We start from the raw sequence: 26,118 nt of genomic DNA, 5'->3' as shown, positions 1-26,118 counted from the left end.
AAATATTTAGTTTATAAAGGTTAATAAAGGGATTGAATACCAATATTTAGTATTCAATCCCATTATTAGAATGTTTTTAATATTAAACGTATTATTTTAATGTAATTTCCCCGCAACCTATTCTAGGCCCTGCAGCACCAGATGGTTGTGAAGTAAAATCGTCTGGGCCTTCATGAATGATAATTGCTTTTCCTACTACGTTTTTAGTTTCGTCTTTGCAACCAACGCACCACAAATCGGTTTCTCTAGAAATTGTTCCATTTCCATTTGCATCGCCTACGATGTTGCCTATGTCTCCGATATGAAAAGGTGCTGTTCCCCATACTCCATGGCCAACATTAGTTGGGTTCCAGTGGCCTCCTGCAGAAGAACCATTATCAGCACTACAGTCTCCAATTTGGTGTATGTGAATGGCATGGTTTCCTGCTGATAACCCTTTGATATTGGCTACCATGGATACTTTACCATTGGTTTCAGTAAAAATAACTTCTCCAGAAACATTACTGTTACTTTTAGCCTTAATAGTGGCAACGGCAGTTTTTGTTTTTACAGCAGCTTTATCATCAGAACAACCTACAAAGATGGTAGCGATTAACAAAAAAGATAAATAGTTTTTCATTGTTATATTTAGATTTATTATTGATTTTTATACTTGCAATATATTAGGATAAAAGTAAAATAAAGTATTTAATAAATAACTATTTTTTAACGCTCATTCGTTTTGTATAAGTAAAAAAGATGCTTGATATTGAAAAAATAGATTAATAATATGCGATTTACTTTTTAGTATGAGATTTTAATTTTTTGGTATAGTTTAAAATTGATTTGTAATACGCTTTGACTACTTTTATGATATATTTTGATACTCTTTTTTGAGGAATATCAGGATTATGTAGATTTAATGATTTTGCTATCTTTTTATGATCTTGATATAGAGGTTCACCATAAAGGATAGGAGAATGAACAAGTCGGGTCATTGCTAAATTTCTTGCAAAAACACCTCTTTTTTCAGTAGGTAGGCTAAATTTGTCTAAATAAATGGCGTCTTCCATTTTGGCAATGGGAATACAAGATGTTTTGGAAAATGATTGTATAAAGTTTTTAGATAGTTGTATAGAATTTTTAAGATTATCAGTAGCTAAAAGCTTTAAAAAATTAAATTTATCTAGAGGTTTGTTTAGTTCTTCTTTTAAAAAAGAACCAGGCACGAAAGCCATCATATAATTTTTAGAAGTAGGTACTTTCCAATCCTCATTTTTTTCATCGACATTATAATGTATCGCAATAGTAATATCAGGGTTGAACTGATTGATTACTTCGGCTCTTTTTTTTAATTCTGATTTAACATACAAGTATTTGAATATTTGCTGTTCGGTTGCTTCATTTTTGAACCAATCAACTTGTTCTTTAGAAAAATCTCCTGCATCTAGATACTCTTTTAAAGTAGTATCAAATTTTTTAACTTTCCATTGCTCGAATCCTAACCCCCATATATCAGGCTTTGTTCTTGTTCTAGTCATAAAAACCTCAAACCCTTTTTTTAGAAGCTCTTTTTTTAAAAGAAGTGCAGTTGTTAAATTTAATTCAGCTTCATAAAATTTAGTTTTTCCATCTTCAAATTCAATATATTTTTTTTCGTACTTAGCTTCATTAAAATTTGTAGCTAAATGCCCTGGGCTTATGGCAATTTTTATCTTATTTTGTTTAGGAATGCTATTGTTTCTAACCTTGATATAGTGGGTATTGCTTATAAATTGCTTGTAGATTGAATCAAGAGGTTGATTTTCAAAATCTTTTTTTAGGTTTTTAAAATCCTTCCAAGAAATAAAGTAGTGCTCTTTATGTTTGCTTTTCTCTAAGGAATCTTTGTAAAAATAGAGCCCCTTTTCTTTAAAAGATAGTTGCTGGTAGCTGTCTATTTCATTTTTTAATAAATAAGTTATTGCTTTTTTCTTATAGAAATTTGCTATTGCTTTGTCGTTTTTTTGATGTTGAGCACAAACATCTATACTAAAAGAGGTATATAGTAGTATAAAAAATAAGGTTATATAGTATTTAAAGAACATGGTTTTGAGGCTTTATCTTTTAGTTATTTGAAAGCTTATTATTTTTATCAATAGTTATTTCTTTAACATTGGTATTTTCTTTGTCAAATAAAGCTTTTGTATCAGACATAAATAATTTCATTTTTTTTATATGACTAGTTTCCATATCCTCAAAGTTGTTTTCTGAAGCAGTAGCGCATGGTATTATTTTGTAGTTTAGTTTCCCATTAGTAAATGTTTTATCTACCCATGTTAAATAATACCCAGGATTGGTAATAGTAACCTCATTATTTTTTTTAGTTAATGTTATTTTTAAAATAGCCCCACCATCTCTTTTTCTTGTGCGTTGGTTAGAGATAAAGTTGCCTAGCGAATAGGCAATAAAGCGCTCTTTCTTATTAGTAGCATCTTTTTTGAAATGTTCCATTTTTTGCAAAACATGAGGATGCCCACCAATAACGATATCTACTCCATTCTTAAAAAGAAAGTCAGCAATTTTTAATTGTTTTTTAGAGGGGTGCGATTGGTATTCATTACCCCAATGAATAAGTACAATTAATTTGTCTAAGGCTGACGCTTTGCTTTTTTGAATATCAGCTAACATAGCTAATGTATCTATTTGATTAACTATAGTGGGCTTTGGAACTTTTAAACCGTTGGTGCCATAAGTGTAATTCAATAAACCTACTTTTATATTGTTTTTGTTTAGGATTAATAAATTATTTTTTTCTTTATCTGAAAAATTTTTAAAGGTCCCTGTATGTTTTATTTTCAAAGAGTCTAAAACATTGATGGTTCTTAAAATTCCTTTTTTTCCGCCATCACAAGAATGGTTGTTAGCGGTAACTAAGACATCCATTCCGCTATTTTTGCAAGCTATAGCAAGTGCATCTGGAGAAGAAAACTGAGGATAACCTTTATAGGGAGCTCCAGATAATGTAACTTCAAGATTCGCTATAGCAAAATCGGCTTCTTTGATAATTGGGGCTACTTTTTCAAATACATTATCATAATTATAGGTTCCTGTATTAGCATTAAAAGCAGCTTTTATTTGAGGAGTATGTCCCATAATATCTCCCATGAAAATGAGTGATATAGAATCTTTTTGGAAGTTGTTTTGAGAAAAAACTTTGGTAGTTATAATAATCAATAGTAAAATAATTTGATGCCTCATCGATGTATGTTTTATTGGTATAAATAGTTTGTATTTAAAACTCAAAATATGTATAATTTGATATATGAAATTAACTATTTTTAGTCGTTTTTAGTATGGTCGTTTTTAATGTTTTTTTATTACCTATTGAGCGTTCTTCTTGTTAAGATTTCCGCCTAGTACAATTCCAGCTGAAACTAATACAAAATTTTTAATAATGTATTGTCCTTCTAAAGTTAAAGCATAAGGGAAATGTGTGAAAATTTCATTAGGAAAAAGGAAGATAGGAGTAAAAGTCCCTGTCATTTGTAAGAATAATAATAGTAATGTTTCTCGCATAAATTTACCAGAAATGAGTCCGATGCCAATAAGCATTTCTATAAAGGCCAGTCCGTTAATAATGAAAAGGTCAGGGATAAGGTTAAAACTTAAGCTTCTAATTGTTTTTGTAGCAAGCTCTTGAGCAGGACTCAGCCCTGGGAAAAACTTAAGAAATCCAAACCAAAGAAATACAATTCCGATAGAAATTCGTATTAATAAGTAGCCATTTCGGCACATCCATTCTGTAATAGAAGCATCTACTTTAGAAAACCAAGTGTTACTGGCTTTTTTATTTTTATAAGTCATTTGTAATGGGGTATGATTGATTTGTAGTTATATTTTATAAAAAAGGTGTTATGCTAATTTTTTAGCTATAATTACTCATTAGGAAAACTATTCTTTGTTACTTTTATGAGGTAGAAGATTCTGTTGACCCAGTTGCCAGCTTTGCTTTTAATTCTTTCAGTACGAGTAGTTATTGATGTAATTGAAAAAGCAGAAGTTTTGATAAGTTTTTTTACTTCTTCGATGTCATATAATTTAAATTTATCTTTTACAAAAGGAAGGTTTTCCATGAATTCTTTTTGAGCGAAAGTTAAAACAAAGGTACCAGAAGGTTTTAATACATGGTATATTTCAGCTAAAAAAGAAGTTGGATTGTTCCAAAAATAAAGAGTATTCACTGTAAATATTTTTGAAAATGAATTTTTAGGAAAGGGAATTGTAATTCCATCGTATAGGTGAAATTCAGTGCGCGTATTAGCAATAATTTTTTTATTAATTTTTTGAGCCTCTTTTTTCATAGTTTCGGATATTTCTAACCCAGTGTAAGAAATATCATTTGTAATTTTGAAGAGTTCATTGAGATGCCCACAATTTCCATGACCTATTTCTAAAAGGCTATCTTTTTCTGTAATGTTTAAAATGTTGATAGAAGCCAGTGTCATTCCAATATTTGACTCATTCATGTTTTCTCCAATTTTAATCCCAGATGCTCCATTGGGACAACTTAATTGTGTTTCTATTTCCTTTAGGTTGATATCGGTTGATTTCATTAAAGCGAAGTATTAGTACTATTTGTAAATTAAAGAAATTGAGGTAAGCGTTCTCTTTTTTACTACTACCAAATGTATAGATCGTACTTGATTTTTATAATTTGTATGAGGAAAAAAGTTATCTTTTACTACAATAGTTTTAAAGTACAAGTAGTATTATTTAGTTTTTGACATAGTTTTTATATAGAGACTAAATTTAAGCATATAAAATGAGAAGAAATTATAAGATAAAAATTTTAACATAGCATTATATCACTATGCTATTTATGGTTTAAAACTACTGTAAAAAAAACTATAGAAATTTTAAACCATAATAGTAGCAAAATATGCTATTCTTATTTTAGAGAATAGCACTCATTGTTTTAGCGTTTTAAAATAAAATAACCAGTTATGGTTGATGTTGAGCTTTTTAGGGTTAGTATGTATTTCCCAGCAGCATATGAGTCAACTTTTATTTTTGATAGTGCTGAATACAGTTTACCTGCTGCAATTTGTTTTCCTGTTTGATCTACAATAGTATAAGCGTAATTCTCTAATAGATTTGTAGGAAGTTGGATATTCAAAAAACGATTTGTAGGATTTGGATAGACTTTAAAGTTATTTTCTTTATTAACATCCAATAAATTTAAAGTAGTATTGTCGCAATTTCCTATTTGAGTATAATTACTATTTGCTTTTATACCATCAGTATGAAATAGATAAAAACATCCTATTTGAAACTGTAAAGCTTCCATATAACCATCGTAAAAATTATCTATATGGTACATGTCAATAGCCATTACCTTTTCGTTATAAAGAGCTCGTATAGAGGCATCTTTTGTATGGCCTATGATAATACGTTTAACATCAAATTGGGTTAAGATAGCATCCACTGTTTCTTGTGAATATGTTTCTTTAGCCATATCTCTAGACCAATAAATACCATCACCACCAGTAACGGTAGCACAATCTCCGTAGCAAGGAGCACTGTTCATTTCAAGTCGTCCATAATTATTAATTTGATCATAGGTAAGGTTTAATTCAGCGACTTCTTTACTGATTCCTCCATGCATAAATGCATAATTCCCAATTTTTTCAATAATATTTTTAGATCTTAACCACCTTCCGAGTTCAGTAGAAGCATCGTATAAGTCCAACATTCTTTTCCCCATAAGATGCGCGTTGTTAAAGTATTTGGTTTCTACATACCTCCAGTCATCAGTCATGTTCATCATCTCGTGATTACCTATAATTAAATGTACTTTTCCTCCTTTAGCAATGGCTTCAGATTCTAATTTGTATAACAGCCACATACACTCAGTTATATGAAATCCACGATCAAATAAATCACCTGTAATAATGAGGTGTCCATCTTCATAAGTCCAATTAAATTGATTGTCAATAATCCCTTCTCCTTTTAGTAGCATGGTAAAAGCTTCTATATTTCCATCAAAATCAGATATGACTAAGAATTTAGAAGGGGATGTCGGATAAACAGAAACCTCGGTATTGATTTCTGTTTTTAAAGGAAAAGAGAAGCTGGTTCCCATATGAGGAAGTTTACAAGTTAAGGTGACTTCACTTTTAGAAGTATAAGTATTGCTAACTAGTCCGTTAGGAGTAACCTCACTTACTATAATATCATTTCCATGATATTGGACATAAGGCCCATCTTGTTGATAAGTATGGTTAGGAGTAATATAGCAATCAAAGGAAAGATCGCTACTAGAAAGGCTGCTATTATGTATAGAAATAGCAATAGTATTTGTGCCTGACACAAAATAGCTGGCGTTTACTTTGTAGGTATAAAAATTATTTTCATTGGTTGTGTTAGCGCGTTGCCTTGCTGTTGTTGTATGTTCAATGACTCCCAAAGGCATTGTTTCAGTACGAACAACTTCCTTACCGTTAATGTAAACCATAGCGCCATCATCGTGTATTATATGAAGATAGACATCATTTAATGCAGTAACATCAGGAACGTCAATTTTTTTTCTAAAATAATAGGTAGCGAGTCCTTCGTTGATGATAGTTGCTTCATCTCCCTCTCCAAAACCGAAATGAGCAATGCCTTCTTTCCAAGAGCGAGCATTAAAATCAGAAGTATTCCATAAATCTCCAGGATTTGTTCCTGTATCTAAATAGCGCCAAGAGCTTCCTTTGGTAAAAAATATATCTTCTATTTCATTGATTACAGAAATAGAAGTAGCTAGGGTATTATTGCTAGTATCTTCGTCATCATTAATAGTAACGGAAGCACTTAGATTGTAATTTCCAGTGGTTTTTAAATCGGCCGTTTGTGTAAACGTAAATATGGTGCTTTCTCCAATGGAAAGAGGTGTGTTGCTTGTTTCCGTAGCAATTAAGTTGCCGTTTATTGAATAAGAAACGTCATAATTAGAAGCAATGGAATTTCCATAGTTTGAAATTTTTACTTGAACAGGGGTAGCAGGATTAGCGTAGCTATTTGTAGTAGGATTAATAATGGCAGATAATGCTAGATCGTGATTTGAGTTTGAAGTATATGCTACCACTAGTTTAGCAGCTAGAGAAGCATTTCCGTCAAAAGAATATGCTTTTCGATAGTTTGAACGATCGCCTGTTCCATTAATAATAAAGGTAATAGGATTCCCATTTTTCCATCCATTAGAAGTAATAATTTCACTAACAATAGCACTTATATTAGGTGTTTTTTGGATGCTTTCAGTTTCTTCATCAGCCCAAGATTTGGTAAGATTCCATATTACATTAGCATTTGTAGTAGATCGATTGGAAATGTTATAGATTTTATTTTCAAAGGGAATAGATTGCGCTGTATTTTCACCTTTGATGGTCATAGCAATAGTGCCAGAAGTATCTCCTTTAGCTGTAAATTGAATATATGCATTTGTTATTGTAGCATTAGAAGGAATCGTAACCTTGTCAAATCGCAAGCCTATTTTTTGTAAGCCTTGATCGTTCCAAGTATCATAAGCCATTTCAATATCAGAACTAGAAGTAGAAACGTAAGAACCATCAAATTTTTCTTCAGCATCGTCTGTACTTGTAAGTATTTGCTGTTGAAAGATGATTGTTTGAGAAAAAGCTATGGATCCGTTTAAGGATAAAAGAACCAATAAGAAGAGGTTTATTTTTTTCATAAATAGGGTATTATAGTTAAGATGTATTATGGTATTTAAATTGTTGATAAAACCTTTAATTATTTATTTAGTAAGTATTAGTTTAAAGGATATGGAAGTGCTAACTATTTCTTTTAAAAAAAGAAGTGGCACTAAAGATAGTTAATTGATTATGAATGATTTTTCGTCATTTATAACCTTGATAATAAGATGGTTATAGGTGGTTTTTGTATTCATATATTGAAGGGAAATACAGTTTTTTTATTATGGGGGAGCAAAGCTACTAAAAAAAGTGGAGTGCCTCGTAAAATTATCCCTAATTTGATGAGGCGACTATTTGATGAAGCGATTTAGAGTACGATTTCTATTTTTAAAAGGAAGAGAATAGGCCATATTAAAACAAACTCTTAAGTTACCACCTTCAGTTAATAAGGAGTAGCGAGTTTAAGTTTTACGCATAAATATTCTATAACAAAAGAATAAATAGCTAGAAAGCAAGCTTCTTTTCGGTACTTTAGAAGGTATTTAATAGGAACATCAGATGATTTTTGAAATGCTTTTAGAAAATAAATAAGTATGGGAGATTTCCATGCATTTGAGACGCAGATGAGCTAAATTTTGCTGAATGATTTAGGAGTGATATTGAGTATAGTCTTTTTTGAATCTATTTTAAAGCTTAATAAGCGCTATGATATACCCAATGTTTATTTTCTTTATAAAAGACAGAGTTCTCATGAATACAATCGAGAATACCATTTTCAATAAAAAAAGCCTTAAACTCTACGGTACCTTTATCAGAGTTGATATCTCCTTGCGTAGTATTTAATATTTCTAATTTCAACCATTGAACAGTTTTAGTCCATTGAAGAATTTCTTCCTTTTCGCGTTTAGAAGGTCTAGTACTACTATGGTGGCTTTTTTGTAAATACTCGATATTTCCTAAAGCAAAAGCAGTATATCTAGAGCGCATTAGAGATATTGCTGTTGCTACTGTAAAAATATTATCATGAGCTTTTTTACAACAATTACTATACGTTTTTGAAGAATTACAGAGACATAACATCATTTTTTTCTATTAATTGAGTAGTTTATTATGAGATATTTTAAAGCAGCGCTCCTGCCCAAGGTATAAAGGATTTCCATGTTTTTCAGACCAAAAGCCGTCTAAGATATTATTAGAAAGGCATTGGTAAACAACTACGCCTTTATATACATAGCTATTATCATCTTTATAGTTGAAATTAATAACAAGAATATTGTTTTTAAAAAAACCGGTACCAAATTGTTCTTGGTTGTCGGAAATAATCCATTTGGCTACAATTCTATTATGGAAATCTAACTTTAAAGAGAGGATTCCTTTGTAAGGATTGGAACTTATATCCTGATTAGTACCTATGATATGGTATTCTCCAACTAAATCTTGAATTTTCATAGTGTGTAAAAGGGACAAAATTACTATATTTTAACTAGTTTTACAAAAAGATCCTAGCTACTGAAATAGGCATTTAGTTTTTTAGTAAAAAATAGTTTATCGATACTTTTAAACCAGTCATCGATACTTTAATTTTAGTTAAGCGGGAAAAAGAATTTTATTCTAACTATTGAAGTACTATTGTGCTTTGTAAATTAGATATACCTATAAGTGAGATGAAAAAAAAGTTGGATATACTACTAATAGAAGATAATATTATTGAAATAATGAAAATGCAAAGAACAATTTCATTATTAGGATTACAGCATACAGTTAAGGAAGCCAAAAATGCGGAGGATGCACTTAAATTTTTAGAAGATAAAACGAAATTACCTGACATAATTTTATTAGATTTAAACATGCCAAAAGTCAGCGGCATAGAATTTTTATCAATTTTGAAAAATGATGAAAATTATAAGCACATTCCAACAATTATATTGACAACATCTGACAATCAGAAAGATTTATTAAGTTGCTATAAAATAGGAGTCTCAGGTTATATGTTAAAGCCTTTAAAATATGATGATTATGTTAAAAAGATAGCAGCAGTTTTAAATTATTGGAGTGAAAATGAATTTAAAGTAAAATAAATGAAAGGTATCGTTTTTACAGAATTTCTAGACTTAGTAGAAGATAAGTTTGGATTAGAGATGGTGGATAAAATTATTTTAGCATCTGAGTTAGAATCAGGAGGAGTATATACATCTATAGGAACATATCGTTTTTCAGAAATGTTACAGTTACTTCAAAATTTAAGCAAAAACACAGGAGTATCTACAGACGATTTGCTGTTAATATATGCGGAGCATTTTTTTAGCGTTTTAGAAGAGAGTTATCCAGGGCTTTTAAAAACCTATAAAGATCCTATAGAAATGCTTGCATCAATAGAAAATCATATTCATGTTGAGGTTCAAAAAATATATCCAGATGCAGAATTACCTACATTTATAGTAAAAGAGAAAACAGAAAAATCACTAATATTAATTTATAAATCTAATAGAGCTATGCATCATTTTGGTTTAGGGTTGATGAATAAAACTTTTGAATATTTTGATAGTACAGCCACCATTATTTTAGAAAAGATAAAAGAAGACGGAACGGAAGTAAAGTTTATTATTAACAAAAATGAATGAGTTCATCAGAAATAGAAATACTAAAGCGTGCATTAAAAAGAGAAAAAGCGGCAAGAAAAGCAGCGGAGAAAATTTTAGAAGATAAGTCGAGAGAGCTATATACGTTATCAGAAGAGTTAAAAGAAACAAACTTGAAACTTGAAGACTTATTAAATAAAAAAAGTTCTCAGTTACAAGGTGTTTTTGAAAATATCTTAGATGCTTATTTAATGATTGATTTAAGTGGTAATGTGCTTAAAATGAACGACGCTGCCATAGATCTTTTTGGCTATGATATAGCAAAAGAAGGATTGAATGTAATGAATTTAATATATCCAGAGGACGCTGAATATGCATTTGAATCTTTTGAGAAATTAAAAAAAGCTGGGATATTTTCAAATTATATAGCTAGGATTGTAACTAAAAGGAATCGTGTTAAATGGGTACATATAAATGCTAGTTTAGTTTACGATAGAAAGCAAAAAACAGTAGCAGCTCAAGGAATTATAAGGAATATTACAGAGTTGAAGAGAACTTCTGAAGCAATGGAAGCTCAGAAAAAAGAGCTTGATATAATTGTACAAAACTCTTCTTTAGGAATAGCATTAACACAGTTTGGAGGGATTTTAAGAACGAATAAATCTTTTCAAGAATTATTAGGTTATTCTGAAGAAGAATTAGAAAGGTTAACCATTGAAGATATTTCTATTCCTGAAGATTTGCCAGAATCTAAAATATATTTAGAAAAAATGGATTCTGGAGAGATAGATAATTTCGTTATTAATAAAAGATATCGAAGAAAGAATAATTCTATTCTATGGGCAAAAACAAGTGTGAATGCAGTACGAGATCGCTCGGGAAATATACAATGTCAAGTAGCTTTGGTAGAGGATGTTACATTTGAAAGAGAAAGATCTTTGATTATCCATATGATTAATGATTTAGCAAAATCTATTCTAGGAAAAGTTAATATTTATGAGATAGCTTGGGAGGTAGCTCAGAAAATTGCGAATTATTTAGATACTGAAGATTGTGTTATTTATTTGGTAGATTATAGAAGAAAAACATTAGAACAAATAGCAGCATTTGGATCCAAAACAAATGAACAAAAGGAAATTATAAATAAAATAAGTTTACCAATTGAAAGTGGTATTGTTGGGCACGTTGTAAAAACAGGAAAAGGAGAAATTGTTAATAATACAAGTAAAGACAGTAGATATATTGTAGATGATCAAGTACGGCTATCGGAATTAACCGTTCCTATTATTAGTGAAGGCAAGGTAATTGGAGTTATTGATTCTGAACATATAGATAAAAATTATTTTACAAAAGAGCATTTACAAACAATAGAAAATATAGCTAGTTTAATTTCTATGCAATTAAAAAGTGCATTGAATATAAGAGAGCGAGAAAAAGCAGAGATTAGAAATATTCAACTTTTAAAGAAGTTAGAAAAGAGTAATGATGAATTGAATGAATATGCCCATATTGTTTCTCATGATTTGAAATCTCCATTAAGAAGTGTATATGCCTTGACCTCTTGGATAAAATCAGATAACGAAGGAAAGTTTGATGAAATGACATTGAGTAATTTTAATCTTATTGAAGAAACACTAGAAAAAATGGAGCAATTAATTTCAGATGTCCTTACTTATTCAAGTATTGATACGGTTGTAGAAAAACAAAAAGTAGATTTGAATGAGGTTTTGGAGAATTTACAGAAAATACTTTTTATTCCAGAAAATATTTCCATCAAAATAGTTAAGAAAATGCCTGTTGTAAATGGAGAAATAACAAAATTTCAACAATTGTTTCAAAATTTGATCAGTAATGCAATTAAATTTAATGATAAGGAAAAAGGAATTATTCAGGTAGATTTTATAGAGAACAAATCTTTTTATCAATTCTCAATACAAGATAACGGAATAGGGATAGAGCAGAAATATCACGATAAAATCTTTAAAATTTTCCATTTTCTAAAAGAAAGCAGTGAGTCAACTGGTATAGGGCTTTCCATCGTTAAAAAAATCATAGATCTTTATGATGGAGAAATATGGTTAGATTCAAAGCTTAATGAAGGAACAACGTTTTACTTTACAATTAAAAAATAATTATATGGAGCAGCCAAACTTAACCTATATAGCACAATTAGCAAGAGGAGATAAAGCAATCAAAAAAGAACTTATTCATATTGTTAAAACAGAATTTCCAGAAGAAAAAAGAGAATATTATAAAAATTTAGAAAGCAGAAATTTTAAAAAAATAGAAGGGAATGTTCATAAAATTAAACATAAAATTAGTATTTTAGGTCTTGAGAAAAGTTACAAATTAGCCAATGAATTTGAACATAATCTAAGAGAGCATAAACTTGATAAAGCTCAAGATTTTGAAAAAATTCTAGTAACTATTACTGAGTATTTAAAAACTATTTAAGTTTTATGAATTGTATTATTATAGATGATGAAAAACTAGCAAGAACCGTTATTAAAACACTTTGTAAAGAGATGGAGTCTTTACAAGTTGTAGATGAATTCCCCAACGCTTTACAAGCAATTAAATTTTTAAACGAAAATGAAATAGATCTTATTTTTTTAGACATTCATATGCCTGATTTTACAGGCTTTGATTTTGTCAAAACATTAAAAAATCCTCCTCAAGTAATTTTAACAACTTCCGATCCTAACTTTGCATTAGAAGCTTTTCAATACGAATGTATTGTGGATTATTTATTAAAACCTGTAACTTTTGATCGTTTTGAAAGAGCAATTCAAAAAGTTATGAAAAAAAAGGCTTTAGAGGTAAAGTCCTTGGAAAATGAGCGTAAAGAAACATATAGTAATGACTTTTATGTAAATATTGATAGACGTTTGATTAAAATTGATTTGCCAAGCATTTATCTTATTGAAGCAAAAGGAGATTATATAAATATAAAAACAGACGATAAGAATTATATTGTTCATTCTACTTTGAAGAAGATTGAAGAAAAACTACCTGATTCGCTATTTTTAAAAGTGCATCGTTCTTATATCATAAATTTAAAGAAGATAATAGATATAGAAGATAATAGCGTATTGATTAAGAGAGATGTTGTACCAGTAAGTAGGTCTAAAAGACCAGAGTTAATGAAGCGCTTAAACTTACTGTAAAAAATATATTTTTAAAAATCCCCCTTTTAGACTATTAGGGGGATTTTTTTGAGGTTGTTTAAAATAGTCTTTTTCTAAATAAAGGTTTGTCGAATAGGTACCATTTAAAACGAATTCCCATCTCTGTAAATATAAAACCAGCAGCAGTAGTGGAAGCAATATTACTTCTGGTGCCATAAATATTTAGCAAGCTTATTTCAGATAGTTTATAACCTACTTTCCCTTTAAATCTGTAAGTTCCTTGCCTTTTGTTGTTTTCAATAAATTGAAACCCCGTAGCAGCAGTTAATTCATAAAACCAGCCGTTTTTTTTAAGAAGGGATTCCTCTTTTATAATATTAAAAAACACTTCAACAGCATTGAATCTTCTAGGACTAAAATATATTGTAGGAACTTGATTTTTAAAAGCAATGTATTGGTAGTTTATTCCTGTTTTTAAAAATGGATTATCTATCACTTTATAATATAAGGAAGTAAAAAATAAATTTCTTACATTATCATCATTTTGAAATGTATAATAATATTGTGTAAACCAACCTAGATTAAAATTAGTACTTAAATTATAATCGACATAAAAATTATTCTGCATAATTTCTCTATCTAATAATGCTGCATTGAAGTCTTGAATTTCTCTTTTATACCCAACTTCCAAGTCTTGTAATTTAAAAGGCTTTAAACTAAAAGAAATATTTGTTAAAAATTGATCGTATTTTTTAGTAATAACTTCTGATGAAATCAATCCTAAATGACCTTTTAAAGTGAGATTATTTAAAATTTGATAGGAAGCTCCAAGATGAAAATTATTAGTAATAGCTTTGGTATTACTGATACTATTGGTAGTTGTTCTATATTTGTAGCTTCCTAATACGCTTACTTTAGTAGAAAGAGGAACTGCTGTACTTACATTCCAAGAATAGGCATCATTATCTCCATTATCAAATGAAAAGGAAGCTTTGATGTCAAAATAAGGAGTGAACCTTCTGTTTAAAGCTTTGATAAAATCAGTAGCATCTTTTTGTTTTTCATAAAAAAGCAGGGTGTTTTCAGCACTTTTATAAGCTTCATCATAAAATCCAGCTGCCTTTAAAGCATTAGCTTTACCAAGGTTACCATTAAAAGAAGCGCTGTCTTTTGCTAAAACTAAATTATAGTCAGATAAGCTCTTTTTAAAGTTGCCCTTGTAAATATTTAAAGTAGCTCTTAAAGAAAGAAGCCAATTAGCATAAGATTGCTCTTTGATTAATTCAGAAGTTAAAGTTTCTGCTTTCTTATATTCTTTATTTCTAAGTAATGTGCGTATGTTTTTATAAGATCTTTTGCGTTGTAAATCAGTAATAACAGCTTCTGCCTTTTGATATTTTTTATTCCAAATTAGTGCTTGAACGTAGCGCTCAGTAGCCTTTCTAACAAGCGTTTTATCAATATTATCTCCTAGAAAAGTATTAAATACGAGTTGGCTGATTTTTAAAGCTTTTTTTTCTTTTCCTTGTAAATGAGCAGCCAATACTAAGCCGTTTAAGGCACTTAACTTATTTTCTATATCCTGTGTACTCTCAATTAAAATAGAGTAGGTTGCCTCTGCCTTTCTAGGTTCATCCATGATTAAATATAAATCGGCAAGATTTAATAAAATGTCCTTATCATTAGGGGCTAAGAGTAAACTTTCTTTTAAAAGTGTTTCAGCCAATTCGTACTGTTGAAATTGCTGTTGTTGATAAGCATATCCTAGAGAAATATACTTTTTAGAGATTAAGGCATTTGGATTTCCTGGAGAAACAGCTAAAGCCTTATTTACATACACTAGAGCCTCTTTATATTCTTTTAGGTTAGAGAGCGTATTGGCTAATCCTAATAAAGCAGAAAAGCTTTGATTATTTTCATCCACTAAATCTTTATAATAGAATTTAGCTTTAAAGAATTTTTCATTCCATAATAACGCTTCTCCATAGTTTAATTTCACTTCGAAATCATCTCTATAATCTCTTAATAAGTCCGTAAAAATAACTTGTGCTTTTTTAGGATTTCCATTGAGTCCAATAGCTCTACCATAACAAAGTCTCGCTGTTTTATTCGTAGGATATATTTTTAAGATATTTTTAAAAAAAAATTCAGCTTGTTTGTATTTACCAGTATCTAAATAAGCAAAGCCGTCTTTCATGTTTTGTGAAATACCAGAAATACTAATAAAGAGGAAAATGAAGAGGTTTATTCTGTACAAAATCATATTATCTTTTTAGATATTGCAATTTAAGCATAAGCATTTAATCTTTCATCGAAAGTAAATGGTTTTTTAACGATAAATTCATTTTTTTTAGGGATATATAAAGAGATTTGTAGTATAATCAATTATAAAAACTTTAAAATTATGGCTTTACAAATTACAGAAAAAAACGGAGTGTTCTATTTACACGGAAAAATCAATACCAGCACGGTAATCCCTTTTACAACCCATTTTGAATATATGATTACTCAAAATAAAAAAGTAACTATCAATATAGATCATGTAATCGAGATTGATAGAGACGGATTAAAAGCCATGAAAAAACTTACTTATATAGCATCAGAAAATCATAAAGTCTTTTTGATTATAGGTTATGGATGTAAAGATATTTATGATGACTTCAATAGTTCTCAGGTAGCTTAATATTTGGTTAATAAAAAACAAACTATACTATGATAACATTGACTAGAAAAGTTAAAAATAAAATAACGTCAGAACACTTATTTATGATAAGTGTTCTTTTGGTAAGTGGAGGAAACTACCTATACAATCTTTTGCTAGGGAGGTTTTTAGGCCCTGAGAAATTTGCTGATGCAGCAGTGCTAATAACTTTTCTATTAGTACTCTCGTTTCTTGCAATGACCTTTCAATTAGTAACGGCTAAGTTTTTAGTTGCTTTTGACGGAGATACTTTGGAACCTTTTATAGCTAAAACATTCAAATATGCGCTAGCAACAGGAATTGGATTAGGAGCTTTGATTATTATCTTTTCTTCTGAATTACAAACATTTTTTAAAATATCATCGGTAAATACCTTCATCGTATTTGGTTTAGGAGTGCCTATTTATTTTATGATGAGCGTCAATAGAGGATTGTTACAAGGGAAAAAAGAATTTACCTCTCTATCGGTAACTTACCAGGCAGAAATGCTAAGTCGTTTAGTATTAACGATGGGATTATTGATGCTCTTAGAAATAGATACTTCTTTAATTGTTTCAATAGGTATTTTTTGTTCTTTTCTTTTGGGGTTGGTTCCATTTAAATACAAAAGAATATCATTTGTGACGTCAAAAGTATTAGGAATCATTGAAAATAAAATGGTTCGTAATTTTTTTATAGTAACTGCTTTTTACGAACTAACGCAAATATTAATTAACAATAGCGATATATTACTAGTAAAGCATTACTTTGATGGATATAATGCTGGTTTATATGCTTCTTTAGCGCTAATAGGAAGGGTAGTTTACTTCATTGCCTGGATGTTTGTAATGTTATTATTACCTACCGTTGTTCAATTAAAGAAAGAAGGAAAGCCTACACTTTCGGTATTATTAAAATATGTAATTGCCATTAGTTTGATTACTATTTTAATTATTTTAGGTTGTTTACTTTTTCCTAATCAAATTATTTATTTATTGTTTGGAGGAGATTATTTAGAAGTAGTTCCCTTATTGTGGAAATATGCATTAGCAACTGGTGTATTTGCCATTTCTAATATTTTTGCGTATTATTATTTATCAATAGATGAATATACTCCCGTTATATTGTCTGGGCTTTTTGGGATGCTTCAAATAGTACTCGTTATTTTTTTTCATAAGAGCTTAGAGGAAGTTGTGCATATGCAAATTATAGCAATGTCATTATTATTAGCAGTGCAATTGTCTTTTTTTCTATGGAAGTATTATAAAGATAAAGCAAAGTAAATCTTCAGGCATATGCTTTGTTAAGCAGTAAACGATAGAGGTGTATCATCTCCAATTTTTTTAAATCTTAATTTATACCATTATAAAACCAATCCCCCATGAAATTAGCTATTATAACAGCGTACCCTCCAAGTAAAGTAACGTTAAATGAATATGCTTACCATTTGGTAAAGAGTTTTCATCAGAACAAAAAAATAACAGAATTAATTCTTTTAACCGATAAAACTTCAAAGCAAAGAGAAGTTGACTTTTCTGAAAAAGGGTGTAAAATAACAGTAATGGAGTGTTGGGAGTTTAATAGTTACCTAAATATTTTTACGATAACTAGAGCTATTCAGAAATCGAGCCCTGATGCTGTTTTATTTAATTTACAGTTTATGAAGTTTGGGGACAAAAAAATACCAGCAGCGTTAGGGTTGATATTGCCATGGGTTAGTAAATTGAGAGGAGTTCCTACCATAGTGTTATTACATAATATTTTAGAACAGGTAGATTTGAATAAGGCAGGTTTTGCCTCTAATCAATTGGCAAAAAAGATATATGCTATGATAGGAACGTTGTTAACTCGATTAATTTTAAAGGCAGATATTGTTGCCGTAACGATGCAGAAATATGTAAAAATACTAGTAGAAAAATACCAAACCTGTAATGTTGTAAAAATTCCTCATGGAACTTTTGAAATAACCCAAGAAGAACCAGATTATAATTTAGTAACAGACCCTTTGCAAATAATGGCTTTTGGTAAATTCGGAACTTATAAGAAAGTAGAAATAATGATTGAAGCAGTTTTAAGAGTGAGAGAAACTACTGGATTGAATCTAGAAATAGTTATTGCAGGAACAGATAACCCAAATGTAATAGGGTATTTAGCAGGAGTACAAGAAAAATATAAAGATGTATCGCAAATTAGGTTCACTGGGTATGTAGAGGAAGAAGAGGTACCTATTTTATTTAAAGAAAGCACTGTTGTGGTTTTTCCCTATACTTCTACCACAGGAAGCTCGGGAGTACTTCATCAAGCAGGAAGTTATGGAAAAGCGGTAGTTATGCCTGATTTAGGAGATTTAGCTTTATTGGTGCAGGACGAAGGATACCAAGGAGAATTTTTTGAGCCTAATAGCGTTGTTAGCTTAGCAAAAGCTATAGAAGCCTTAGTAACAAATGGAGCGCATCGTTTAAAAATAGCGAAAGCAAACTATAAAGCAGCAACGGCGTTTCCAATGGAACGTATAGCAGCGATGTATATCAATGAGTTTGAAAAAATTATGATATCTAAAGCAAAGACATCCAAAAAAATTGCCCCATAGTAAAATTAGAAACTCTAAAAGATGAATATGTAAGGAGTAATTGTAAAAATACTTATTGAAAGCTATTGTTTTAGGAAGGAATATTATGGTAAATTAAGCCTCTTTACAAATTGTAAGGAGGTTTTTTGGGGCATTATTAAAAACAAAGATTGTTGTGGAGATATTTCTAGTAAATTGACGTAGCTAAAAATAAGATTAATTGGTTTATATTTTTTAAGAAAAAGCCTAAAAGAGTAAGAAGTTTTTTATGTTTATAGAATTATACGATTTAAACTTTAAAATGCGTTATAAATATTTCTTTGTATCTATAATCAGCTACAATTGATTTTATAAGTTCATTGTCCATTTGATTTACAATTTGATATAACCATTGTTTTAATTCTGTCATATTTTGAAAATACTTATTTCTAAAACGATACTTGATATATTGCCATATTTGTTCACAGGGATTAAGTTCTGGTGTGTACGGAGGTATTCTCAAGAGAAAAATATTATCAGGCACATTAATATTTTTTGAGGAATGAAAAGCGGCATTATCTATAACTACAATTTTATATTCGTTAGGATTATGTAGAGAAAAAGCCGCTAAATAGGCTTCAAATATTTTTGAATCTACTCCATTAATTTCCCACACAAAACTATCTCCATTTATAGGAGAATAGCTACCCCACAGGTAAGTATTAGAAAATTTATGTTGGTAAGACACTACTGGTTTTAATCCTACTAACGATAGACATTTACCTACAAAGGTCTTCAGACCAAATCGAGATTCATCTTGAAAATATAAATTGACGCTATCAAATCTATTATTCTTATTTAGACTATCTCTAATCGAATTAAACCTATCAGGAAGTTTTAAAAAATTCAGCCGAAGCATCTTTATCTTTCTTAACGTTACTTTTTCTTGGAACTTTAAGAGTAGTACCTAATTTAGTTTTTAAGTATTTCCAAAGCCATTGATATTCAATCTTAACACCGTGATTTACTTCTAACCACTTTTGAACATCTTTATAACCATTGAATTGAACTCTTTCTTGGTTCAACAGATTCTGTAACTCCTTGTGAATAGCAGGAGTAATTATTTTTGAGGATCTATTACGTTTGTCTGGACTTAGATAATAATCTATTCCTTTTTCTCTATATATCTTCAACCATCTATGAAGAGTACTATAATTGATAGAAAGGATACTAGCTATTGGACCTAATGTTTTATAACCTCCTGAGCTAATTAAAAACAAAACTTTAAGCTTTTGTGAACTCTTAAAATTGGTTACTTTTTGTTTGTACGATTCTAATGTGTCTAAATCTTCTCTAATACGGATTTGAGTCAGTCTTCCCATACCTTAAAGATAATAAATTTAACTTAAATTAAAGTTTAATTGGTATTATTTATTCTGCAATAAATTTAAAAGAAGCTTTTTTATCTCCATTTAAGTTAATAAATCCGAATTCCTTTTGCGGATTTGTACGCCAAGGGCGAGTTCCGACTACTCCAGCAGGAATTTTCTTAAAATCATAGAGCGTCCAAGACATAAAAGGGATGTGGTGTTTTTTGATAACTTTTTGCATTTCTTGGTAATAGGCTGCCTGATCTTCTTCTGATCCGCCAAAAGGCATCCATAACCCACTATAAGAAGAAATCCCAAATTCACCCAAAACAATAGGTCTATCTGTAATTTTTTGCTGTAGTGTTTGGTAGATACTTTCGAAATTTTCCAAATCCTCATAATAGTGGAAAGAAACAAAATCAACATCATCTTTTAAAATAGTTGCACTTTCTGCATCAGACCAACCAATAGTAATAGGGTGAGTAGTATCAATAGACTTTATAAGATAAATCATATGTTTTAACCAAGCTATTACATCGTTTTTACCTCTGGATTTGAAATCTAAATTAGGTTCATTTTTAATATCCCATGCTAAAAGAGCCTCATGATCTTTTAGAGCAGTTACTATGGTTTCAGCGTGTCTGTGGTTTAGTGTCCAATCAAGTACTTCATAATTACCATAGAAATCAAAAAGAGTAAGGATTACTTTTAATCCATTTTTTTCTGCACTATCCAATACTTGCGTTAGTTTATCTAATTTGTCTTTTTTTACTTTTGCTTTTCCAAAATCAACATAAGGAACAAAAACTCTAATACTATTTAAGCAAGCATCTCTAATAATTTCAAAATCCCTATTAATAACATCAATATCAAACTGTTCACCAAACATATTCCAAGGGGTTTTTTGAGGATAATAATTGATCCCTCTTATATTCAAAAAAGGAGAAGAAACAGGAGTAGATTTTTTATTATAAGAAGTTGTTTTTTCTTTTACAAAATGGCGAATTCTCCAAAAACCATCTTCTAACAATAGTATTATTTTGTAATTAGCAACCTCAGTATCTTCAGTTACTAATTTATTACCCACATACATTTTTTTATATTCAAGAATATTCTTATCCTCAAGAACAACCAATTGTCCGTCTTCGCTAAAAAAAAGAATATCAGGGTGGTGCTCTAAAGTTGTAGATTCAATAGTAATATCATTGGTTATATGTTTTTCAATGAAGTGGAGAATGCTTTTTTGAGCATTTTCAGTATAATAGTCATCAATACTTAAAATTTTATTCGTTTTATAAGCAATATGCCTTACATGCCAAGCATCTAAATAGTCATTTTCTATATCAAGTAATGTTTGCGAATCCATAAAACGCCCTTCATTACCGTTTTCTTTCCAAGTTATTTTAGGTAAATACTTATCTGTTTTTTTGATGTTAATATGGAGCATTTTACTTCTATCAGCACCAGTATTAAAATAGTTAAAGATAGTACTAATAAGAAATAATAGTATTGAAATAACGAAGACATAAGATAAAATTAGAAGTCCACGTATAATATTTCTATCTGTTTTTACCATAGTTTTTTAGTTTGAAATTTTCTCGTAATTCCTGCTGTTGTGATTTCTATACCATACATTCCATCACTAAAAATATTAGGATTTAATGTAAACTTTACATAACCATCTCTTGATTCTTTGACCATTTCTCTCTGAAGAGTTCCATTTTGATAAACAGCCAGTTTTACTTGTAAGCCATCAGGAATTATTTGATCCATAAAGCTTTTCAAAGGACCTACTTCAATAGTTCTATTTTCATGAGAAAAAGTAACATTGAAAGTAGTAACTGCTTTCTGATATTTTAAAAATAAGGTATTACTTTCGGCAATACCAATAACATAAGCTTTAATACGCCATTCTTCTTCATAATCTGGATGAATCATTCGCGCTGTAGCCACTCCATTAATAGTTGCAGCCATAGCTTTCAAAATATTTCCTTTTTTATTAGTGATAAAAAACTCAACAAAAGTACCATCACTAACAATGTTATTATTAGCATCTTTCAGTATAGAAGTAGTGAAAGTAGTAATTTGATTGCCATCCGCATATTTATGATGACGTTGAGCAAATATTTTGAAATTTAAAGAAGTAGAAGGCATAACATTTAAGCTGTATTCCTTTGAATCCAAGCCTAAGCAAGTTGATGAAATTAACATTCTTCCACTTTTTTTAGGCGAATATATTTTAGTATGAGAAATTAAATTTTTGGTAAAAGTTCGCTTACGTTTTTTAGCTTTATTAAATTGATTTTGTATGACGACTTTAGTTTTTTCTTTTATAGGATTGTCTAAAGCATCAGTAGGGATTACTACAAGCATAGAAAAATCTCTGCCACCAGCTACTATACTAGGTGGACCTAAATAAGTTTCCATGGTAGTTGGTTTAGGTTGTGGGATAATAGTGAATTTTCCAGAGAGGGCATTTTTGCCCGTAGCCAATAACTTCCAATTGATAACACTAGCCTTGTCGCTCATATAATCAGGGAAAAAGAAAAACAAGCGATTGTTTTTAACTTCAGAGCTTAATATAGTACTACCATAACTATTAGTACAATATAGCCGAATAGAAGTATCTTGGGTTCCTGAGAATTCTAAAATAATAGTATTGCCCGCTACGTATTCTTTGGCGCTACTTACCAGAGAAATTCTTTCAGTAAGCCCTATAGCCATTTCGCTTGTACTAGGAGATAGGACAAACAGGCTTAATAATAGCAGGTATGTATATTTAATAGGTATCATTTATTTAGGTTCACCGATATAACTATTCATTTCAATTTTAACAAATTTATAGATAGGATGCACTATTTTTTGGAATTTATTATTAGTATGATTTTGGATTCTATTAGGAACCATTTGATTAGATATATTTTCGTTAGGAAGTCCGTTAACAAAACAGTAAGTCATATCAGTATTTATGACATCAACAGAACTATCATCTAACAGCTCATATTCGAAATATTGCTTTCGTTGTTGTCTAATACCTTCCCCTAAAAATAAATGATCTACCCATAGCATATTTTTATTATCATCATAATAAGTAAAAATTAGTTGAGGAATGGTTATTTCTTGAATACCGCTATTAAATAAGTTTCCTGTAATCATTTTTTCATAAACGTTGACTTCACTTAATGTAGCACTTTTGTGTAAATCGGCTCCAGAAACATTTCCAGCGGCGTGTATGTTAAATTTAGTGGGTTGCTCCTCTAGTTGAATAGGAGTAAATTCATCAGGGTTAAATGTTTTTGGAATGGAATCTTGAACTCTAGACCAAGCAATCCCTTCAAAATTGATTCTAAAAGAAGTGATTTCTTTAGGCATGAGTTTATGCTTCATATGATACTTTGCATTATAACTAGCCAACTCTTTGTTTTCTTCATTATATAAAGTTCCTTTTAAAACAACATCCGCAGGCACGTTATCTATATTTTGAATCTCTCCAATAATAGCATAATGACTTTTATAGTTTACTAATTTAGCAGAAAGAATCTCAAGCACAGGTTGCTTCAAGACATCTTCATGATGTGTTTGCTCTGTTGTAATACGTTTTCTACCTTGATTAAAATAAGTGGTACTATTATCAGTATATAATTGATCAGGAGGTAAATCTAAATCAATATCATCTGGTTCTATAAACCATTTTCCGTCTAGTTTTATCACAGTTTTATAATCGATCTTATTAATTCTTTCTAAAGGAGTAATCCAATAAGATTTTACTTTTAGAGTAGCTAAATGAGGAGTTCTTTTAGTTACTTCAGTTTCTAAAGCATCTAGCTTAGCATAAGAATTTAACAAACCATCCGTTACCGAGATTTCCAACATGTATTGTGCAATAGAAATATTTTTTTGAGGATTTATAAGTCGATGTGCTTTTTCAAATTTATTAAAATCTAAAGCATCATAATAAGCCTCTATAACATTTTCAGGAGATCGTTGAGTATCATTTTTCAAATAAAAGATGTACATACTATATAGTATCAAAACAATCAAAAAACCGGCCCAAATATGATTTATCTTCAATATCTTTTCAGAAAAATTAGAGTAAAACTTTTTTATTTTCAAGTTTTTTTGAACCAACGCTCTGCTGACCTTCATTTGAGGGTTAAATACTGATTGAAGATTTAGTAAAAAAGCAACTACTAAGGTTAGAAAAGGCACAATTCCCCATAAAAACCTTAGCCAAGTGGCAATATGTTCTTTAGGAATGATAGTTGCTATTGGAGGAACATTCATTTTTTCCCATACTAAAACACCATTTTCTAATCTAGATAAGCGTTGCCATCCACAAAAATATAAGATAGGATCATAAAATTTATCGTTAGAAAAAATATACTTTAAATTGTATTTTTCAGGAGTTGTTAAAAATTGTTGTAAAGAACCAATTCCGGCAATTCCTTTAAATTTAGAATTTTCTAAACGTTCAATAGATCTTGTAGTTAACTCAGGAAGCCTTCTTGCGGAATGGTAATTTCCATCTACAGTCATTGCATTCGTTAGAGCAGATAGCCATGCCATTTGATCACCAAAACCGAGTGTTAAATACCTCCACTGGTCATGTTGATCCTGATTTAAAAAGTTAACGATAGGTAACATTTTAATCTTTTGAGGTTGTAACGGTCTAAAATAGCCTAGACTTATTGTAAAAACAGTCATAAATAAGAAGGAACCAGCGAGCACTCCTCCTATCAATCTATAATAATCTCTTCCAAACTTTTTTTGAATAAGTTTTTTTAAATCACCTTCTACAAATCGACAAACGAATTCTCCAAATAAGGGTAAAGACATAATCGAAGCCCAAAGAGTAAATCTATCTAAAGTTAGTATGTTAAAGGCATTGTCACCTAATATAATTCTAGGAATAGGAGTGGTTCCTCCAGTACCTAGAAGAAATAACATAGAAAAAGAAAGTCCAAAGAATAAATAGCGCTTGGTAAAGTATCTATAAAAGAAATAAGGAAATATGAAAAGTAGAATTCCCCAAGGAATTATGAAAAAAACCAATCCAGAAGAAGATATTTCAATAAAATTATCACGAGAGCCATGTGGTATAGGAACTTGAGTAATAGGATTGTTTCTTGAGTCAATCCAATAAGGCAAAATAGCACCAATAATAACCCCTAAAGAAAGCAATACAAAACTTATAATTCGTTTAAATAAACCCGATAACGTTTTAAAAAACAATTTAAAAGTAACCATTTTCACTGTTTTTACCTGTTCGCGAGAAGCATCCATAACAGCCATACCTATTAAAGGAAAGATAAAAAATACAATTCCAAAAATAGAAGTTACATGATGTGAAGTTACCGTAACAGAAATTAAAGAAAGTGAAATAAAAAGATAATTATATTTTCCTGTTCTTAACCACATATATATTTCTGGTAAAGCATGCATTAGTACAGAAATCCCTACAATACTAGGCAGTTGTCCGAAAATATGAAGAGTTTCTACAAAAGAAGAAGAAAAAACGGCTAAAACAGATGCATATCCAGAGGCCTTTTTATTAGCTGTAATTAAAAAAGCAAAACGATATACCCCTGTAATAAACAATAGTACCTCTATAATAGTAACAACAAAAAGACCAAACTTTAAGCCTCCAATCAAAGAAAGAGCAGCAATAGATTGGTGTACTAATGGAGGATAACTCATTACCGTAAACCCTGTGTACCATTTAAAATTCCAAGGCTCAAACCAGTTAGAAGCATAGTGTTCTGCAAAAAACAGGTGTATTAATGCATCATAGGTGTTTTCTAAAGTAAAAAATATAGAAGTACCATGGAATACGATACCAATAAGTACAGCAAATATTAGGTATTTGTTTGAAGGTTGTTTCATTTAAAAAAAATTGATATCTTAGGATACTATAAATATAACTGATTTAATAGAAATATAATTTTTATTAGACCTCATTAAAGTACCATTCGTCTAAAGAAAATTACTTTTATTTAAAAATCAGCTATTTATTGAATAACCGAAGCTGCTTTTAGCGTATAATCATAATAAAAAATCCCCTAATGAAACTACACCAAGTCCAATTTGCATTTTTTTAAAAAACTTTCTTTTTAGTACGAAGAAAGTTGAGAAAGGAGCTTTAGAAGTATCCTTTAGCA

The 26,118-nt window shown here is 29.9% G+C and carries 22 protein-coding genes; 8 read left to right on the top strand and 14 right to left on the bottom strand.

What is annotated here, in order from left to right; genetic code table 11:
* Window positions 1–91 precede the first annotated feature (91 nt).
* The 8 genes from MARIT_RS08700 to MARIT_RS08665 form a co-directional block, all read right to left on the bottom strand.
* The gene (locus MARIT_RS08700; RefSeq protein ID WP_024739890.1) at window positions 92–619 is read right to left on the bottom strand and encodes a superoxide dismutase family protein; all 528 of its coding nucleotides are present in this window, start codon (window positions 617–619) and stop codon (window positions 92–94) included.
* A gap of 157 nt (window positions 620–776) precedes the next feature.
* Entirely contained in the window at window positions 777–2,066 is a 1,290-nt protein-coding gene (locus MARIT_RS08695; protein WP_100211313.1) for an N-acetylmuramoyl-L-alanine amidase, read from the bottom strand.
* Window positions 2,067–2,085: 19 nt separating this feature from the next.
* Window positions 2,086–3,219 (bottom strand): CapA family protein, encoded by a 1,134-nt coding sequence (locus tag MARIT_RS08690; protein ID WP_100211312.1) that lies wholly within the window; start codon window positions 3,217–3,219, stop codon window positions 2,086–2,088.
* A gap of 123 nt (window positions 3,220–3,342) precedes the next feature.
* Window positions 3,343–3,825, bottom strand: coding sequence for a DoxX family membrane protein (locus MARIT_RS08685; protein WP_024739887.1), 483 nt, complete (start codon window positions 3,823–3,825; stop codon window positions 3,343–3,345).
* 71 nt (window positions 3,826–3,896) lie between these two features.
* Window positions 3,897–4,574 (bottom strand): class I SAM-dependent methyltransferase, encoded by a 678-nt coding sequence (locus MARIT_RS08680; protein WP_024739886.1) that lies wholly within the window; start codon window positions 4,572–4,574, stop codon window positions 3,897–3,899.
* Window positions 4,575–4,936: 362 nt separating this feature from the next.
* The gene (locus MARIT_RS08675; RefSeq protein ID WP_100211311.1) at window positions 4,937–7,693 is read right to left on the bottom strand and encodes a metallophosphoesterase; all 2,757 of its coding nucleotides are present in this window, start codon (window positions 7,691–7,693) and stop codon (window positions 4,937–4,939) included.
* Between the two features lie 655 nt (window positions 7,694–8,348).
* Entirely contained in the window at window positions 8,349–8,738 is a 390-nt protein-coding gene (locus MARIT_RS08670) for a YchJ family protein (RefSeq protein WP_231975128.1), read from the bottom strand.
* A gap of 9 nt (window positions 8,739–8,747) precedes the next feature.
* Window positions 8,748–9,104, bottom strand: coding sequence for a hypothetical protein (locus MARIT_RS08665; RefSeq protein ID WP_024739883.1), 357 nt, complete (start codon window positions 9,102–9,104; stop codon window positions 8,748–8,750).
* A gap of 215 nt (window positions 9,105–9,319) precedes the next feature.
* On the opposite strand from MARIT_RS08665, the gene MARIT_RS08660 reads away from it, so the two are divergent.
* The 5 genes from MARIT_RS08660 to MARIT_RS08640 are packed head-to-tail and all read left to right on the top strand — an operon-like array spanning window position 9,320 to window position 13,401.
* Window positions 9,320–9,733, top strand: a complete 414-nt coding sequence (locus tag MARIT_RS08660) for a response regulator (RefSeq protein ID WP_100211310.1) — start codon at window positions 9,320–9,322, stop codon at window positions 9,731–9,733.
* The gene (locus MARIT_RS08655) at window positions 9,734–10,276 is read left to right on the top strand and encodes a heme NO-binding domain-containing protein (protein WP_024739881.1); all 543 of its coding nucleotides are present in this window, start codon (window positions 9,734–9,736) and stop codon (window positions 10,274–10,276) included. It begins immediately after the preceding gene.
* Window positions 10,273–12,366: a PAS domain-containing sensor histidine kinase gene (locus MARIT_RS08650; RefSeq protein WP_100211309.1), complete on the top strand. Its 2,094-nt coding sequence runs from the start codon at window positions 10,273–10,275 to the stop codon at window positions 12,364–12,366. Before MARIT_RS08655 ends, MARIT_RS08650 begins: the two co-directional genes overlap by 4 nt.
* 4 nt (window positions 12,367–12,370) lie before the next feature.
* Window positions 12,371–12,688: a histidine kinase gene (locus MARIT_RS08645; RefSeq protein ID WP_024739879.1), complete on the top strand. Its 318-nt coding sequence runs from the start codon at window positions 12,371–12,373 to the stop codon at window positions 12,686–12,688.
* A gap of 5 nt (window positions 12,689–12,693) precedes the next feature.
* A complete protein-coding gene (locus MARIT_RS08640) occupies window positions 12,694–13,401 on the top strand; it encodes a LytR/AlgR family response regulator transcription factor (RefSeq protein ID WP_024739878.1) in 708 nt (235 codons plus the stop codon).
* Window positions 13,402–13,459: 58 nt separating this feature from the next.
* Here the strand turns inward: MARIT_RS08640 and MARIT_RS08635 are convergent, their stop codons facing one another.
* Complete coding sequence (locus MARIT_RS08635) at window positions 13,460–15,559, bottom strand: tetratricopeptide repeat protein (protein WP_231975127.1); 2,100 nt, start codon at window positions 15,557–15,559, stop codon at window positions 13,460–13,462.
* Between the two features lie 207 nt (window positions 15,560–15,766).
* Here MARIT_RS08635 and MARIT_RS08630 point away from each other — a divergent pair, with 207 nt between their 5' ends.
* The 3 genes from MARIT_RS08630 to MARIT_RS08620 all read left to right on the top strand — a co-directional run bounded on the left by MARIT_RS08630 (window position 15,767) and on the right by MARIT_RS08620 (window position 18,632).
* Window positions 15,767–16,045: a hypothetical protein gene (locus tag MARIT_RS08630; protein ID WP_100211307.1), complete on the top strand. Its 279-nt coding sequence runs from the start codon at window positions 15,767–15,769 to the stop codon at window positions 16,043–16,045.
* A 29-nt stretch (window positions 16,046–16,074) separates the two neighbouring features.
* On the top strand, window positions 16,075–17,325 hold the full coding sequence (locus tag MARIT_RS08625; protein WP_100211306.1) for an MATE family efflux transporter: 1,251 nt from the start codon (window positions 16,075–16,077) through the stop codon (window positions 17,323–17,325).
* A 98-nt stretch (window positions 17,326–17,423) separates the two neighbouring features.
* The gene (locus tag MARIT_RS08620; RefSeq protein WP_100211305.1) at window positions 17,424–18,632 is read left to right on the top strand and encodes a glycosyltransferase; all 1,209 of its coding nucleotides are present in this window, start codon (window positions 17,424–17,426) and stop codon (window positions 18,630–18,632) included.
* A 268-nt stretch (window positions 18,633–18,900) separates the two neighbouring features.
* Here the strand turns inward: MARIT_RS08620 and MARIT_RS08615 are convergent, their stop codons facing one another.
* Genes MARIT_RS08615 through MARIT_RS08595 form a run of 5 tightly spaced genes read right to left on the bottom strand, consistent with a single transcriptional unit; the run spans window position 18,901 to window position 25,843 of the window.
* The gene (locus MARIT_RS08615) at window positions 18,901–19,509 is read right to left on the bottom strand and encodes an IS630 family transposase (RefSeq protein ID WP_100211083.1); all 609 of its coding nucleotides are present in this window, start codon (window positions 19,507–19,509) and stop codon (window positions 18,901–18,903) included.
* The gene (locus MARIT_RS08610; protein ID WP_024742594.1) at window positions 19,478–19,972 is read right to left on the bottom strand and encodes a helix-turn-helix domain-containing protein; all 495 of its coding nucleotides are present in this window, start codon (window positions 19,970–19,972) and stop codon (window positions 19,478–19,480) included. The genes MARIT_RS08615 and MARIT_RS08610 overlap by 32 nt, the downstream gene beginning before the upstream one ends.
* A gap of 49 nt (window positions 19,973–20,021) precedes the next feature.
* Window positions 20,022–21,536, bottom strand: a complete 1,515-nt coding sequence (locus MARIT_RS08605; protein ID WP_100211304.1) for a cellulase family glycosylhydrolase — start codon at window positions 21,534–21,536, stop codon at window positions 20,022–20,024.
* A complete protein-coding gene (locus tag MARIT_RS08600; RefSeq protein WP_100211303.1) occupies window positions 21,530–22,753 on the bottom strand; it encodes a hypothetical protein in 1,224 nt (407 codons plus the stop codon). The genes MARIT_RS08605 and MARIT_RS08600 overlap by 7 nt, the downstream gene beginning before the upstream one ends.
* Entirely contained in the window at window positions 22,754–25,843 is a 3,090-nt protein-coding gene (locus MARIT_RS08595) for a hypothetical protein (protein ID WP_100211302.1), read from the bottom strand.
* Between the last annotated feature and the right edge of the window lie 275 nt (window positions 25,844–26,118).

The organism is Tenacibaculum maritimum NCIMB 2154 (assembly GCF_900119795.1).
GTDB classification, from domain to species: domain Bacteria; phylum Bacteroidota; class Bacteroidia; order Flavobacteriales; family Flavobacteriaceae; genus Polaribacter; species Polaribacter maritimus.
This window is presented reverse-complemented; position numbering and strand designations above follow the sequence as displayed.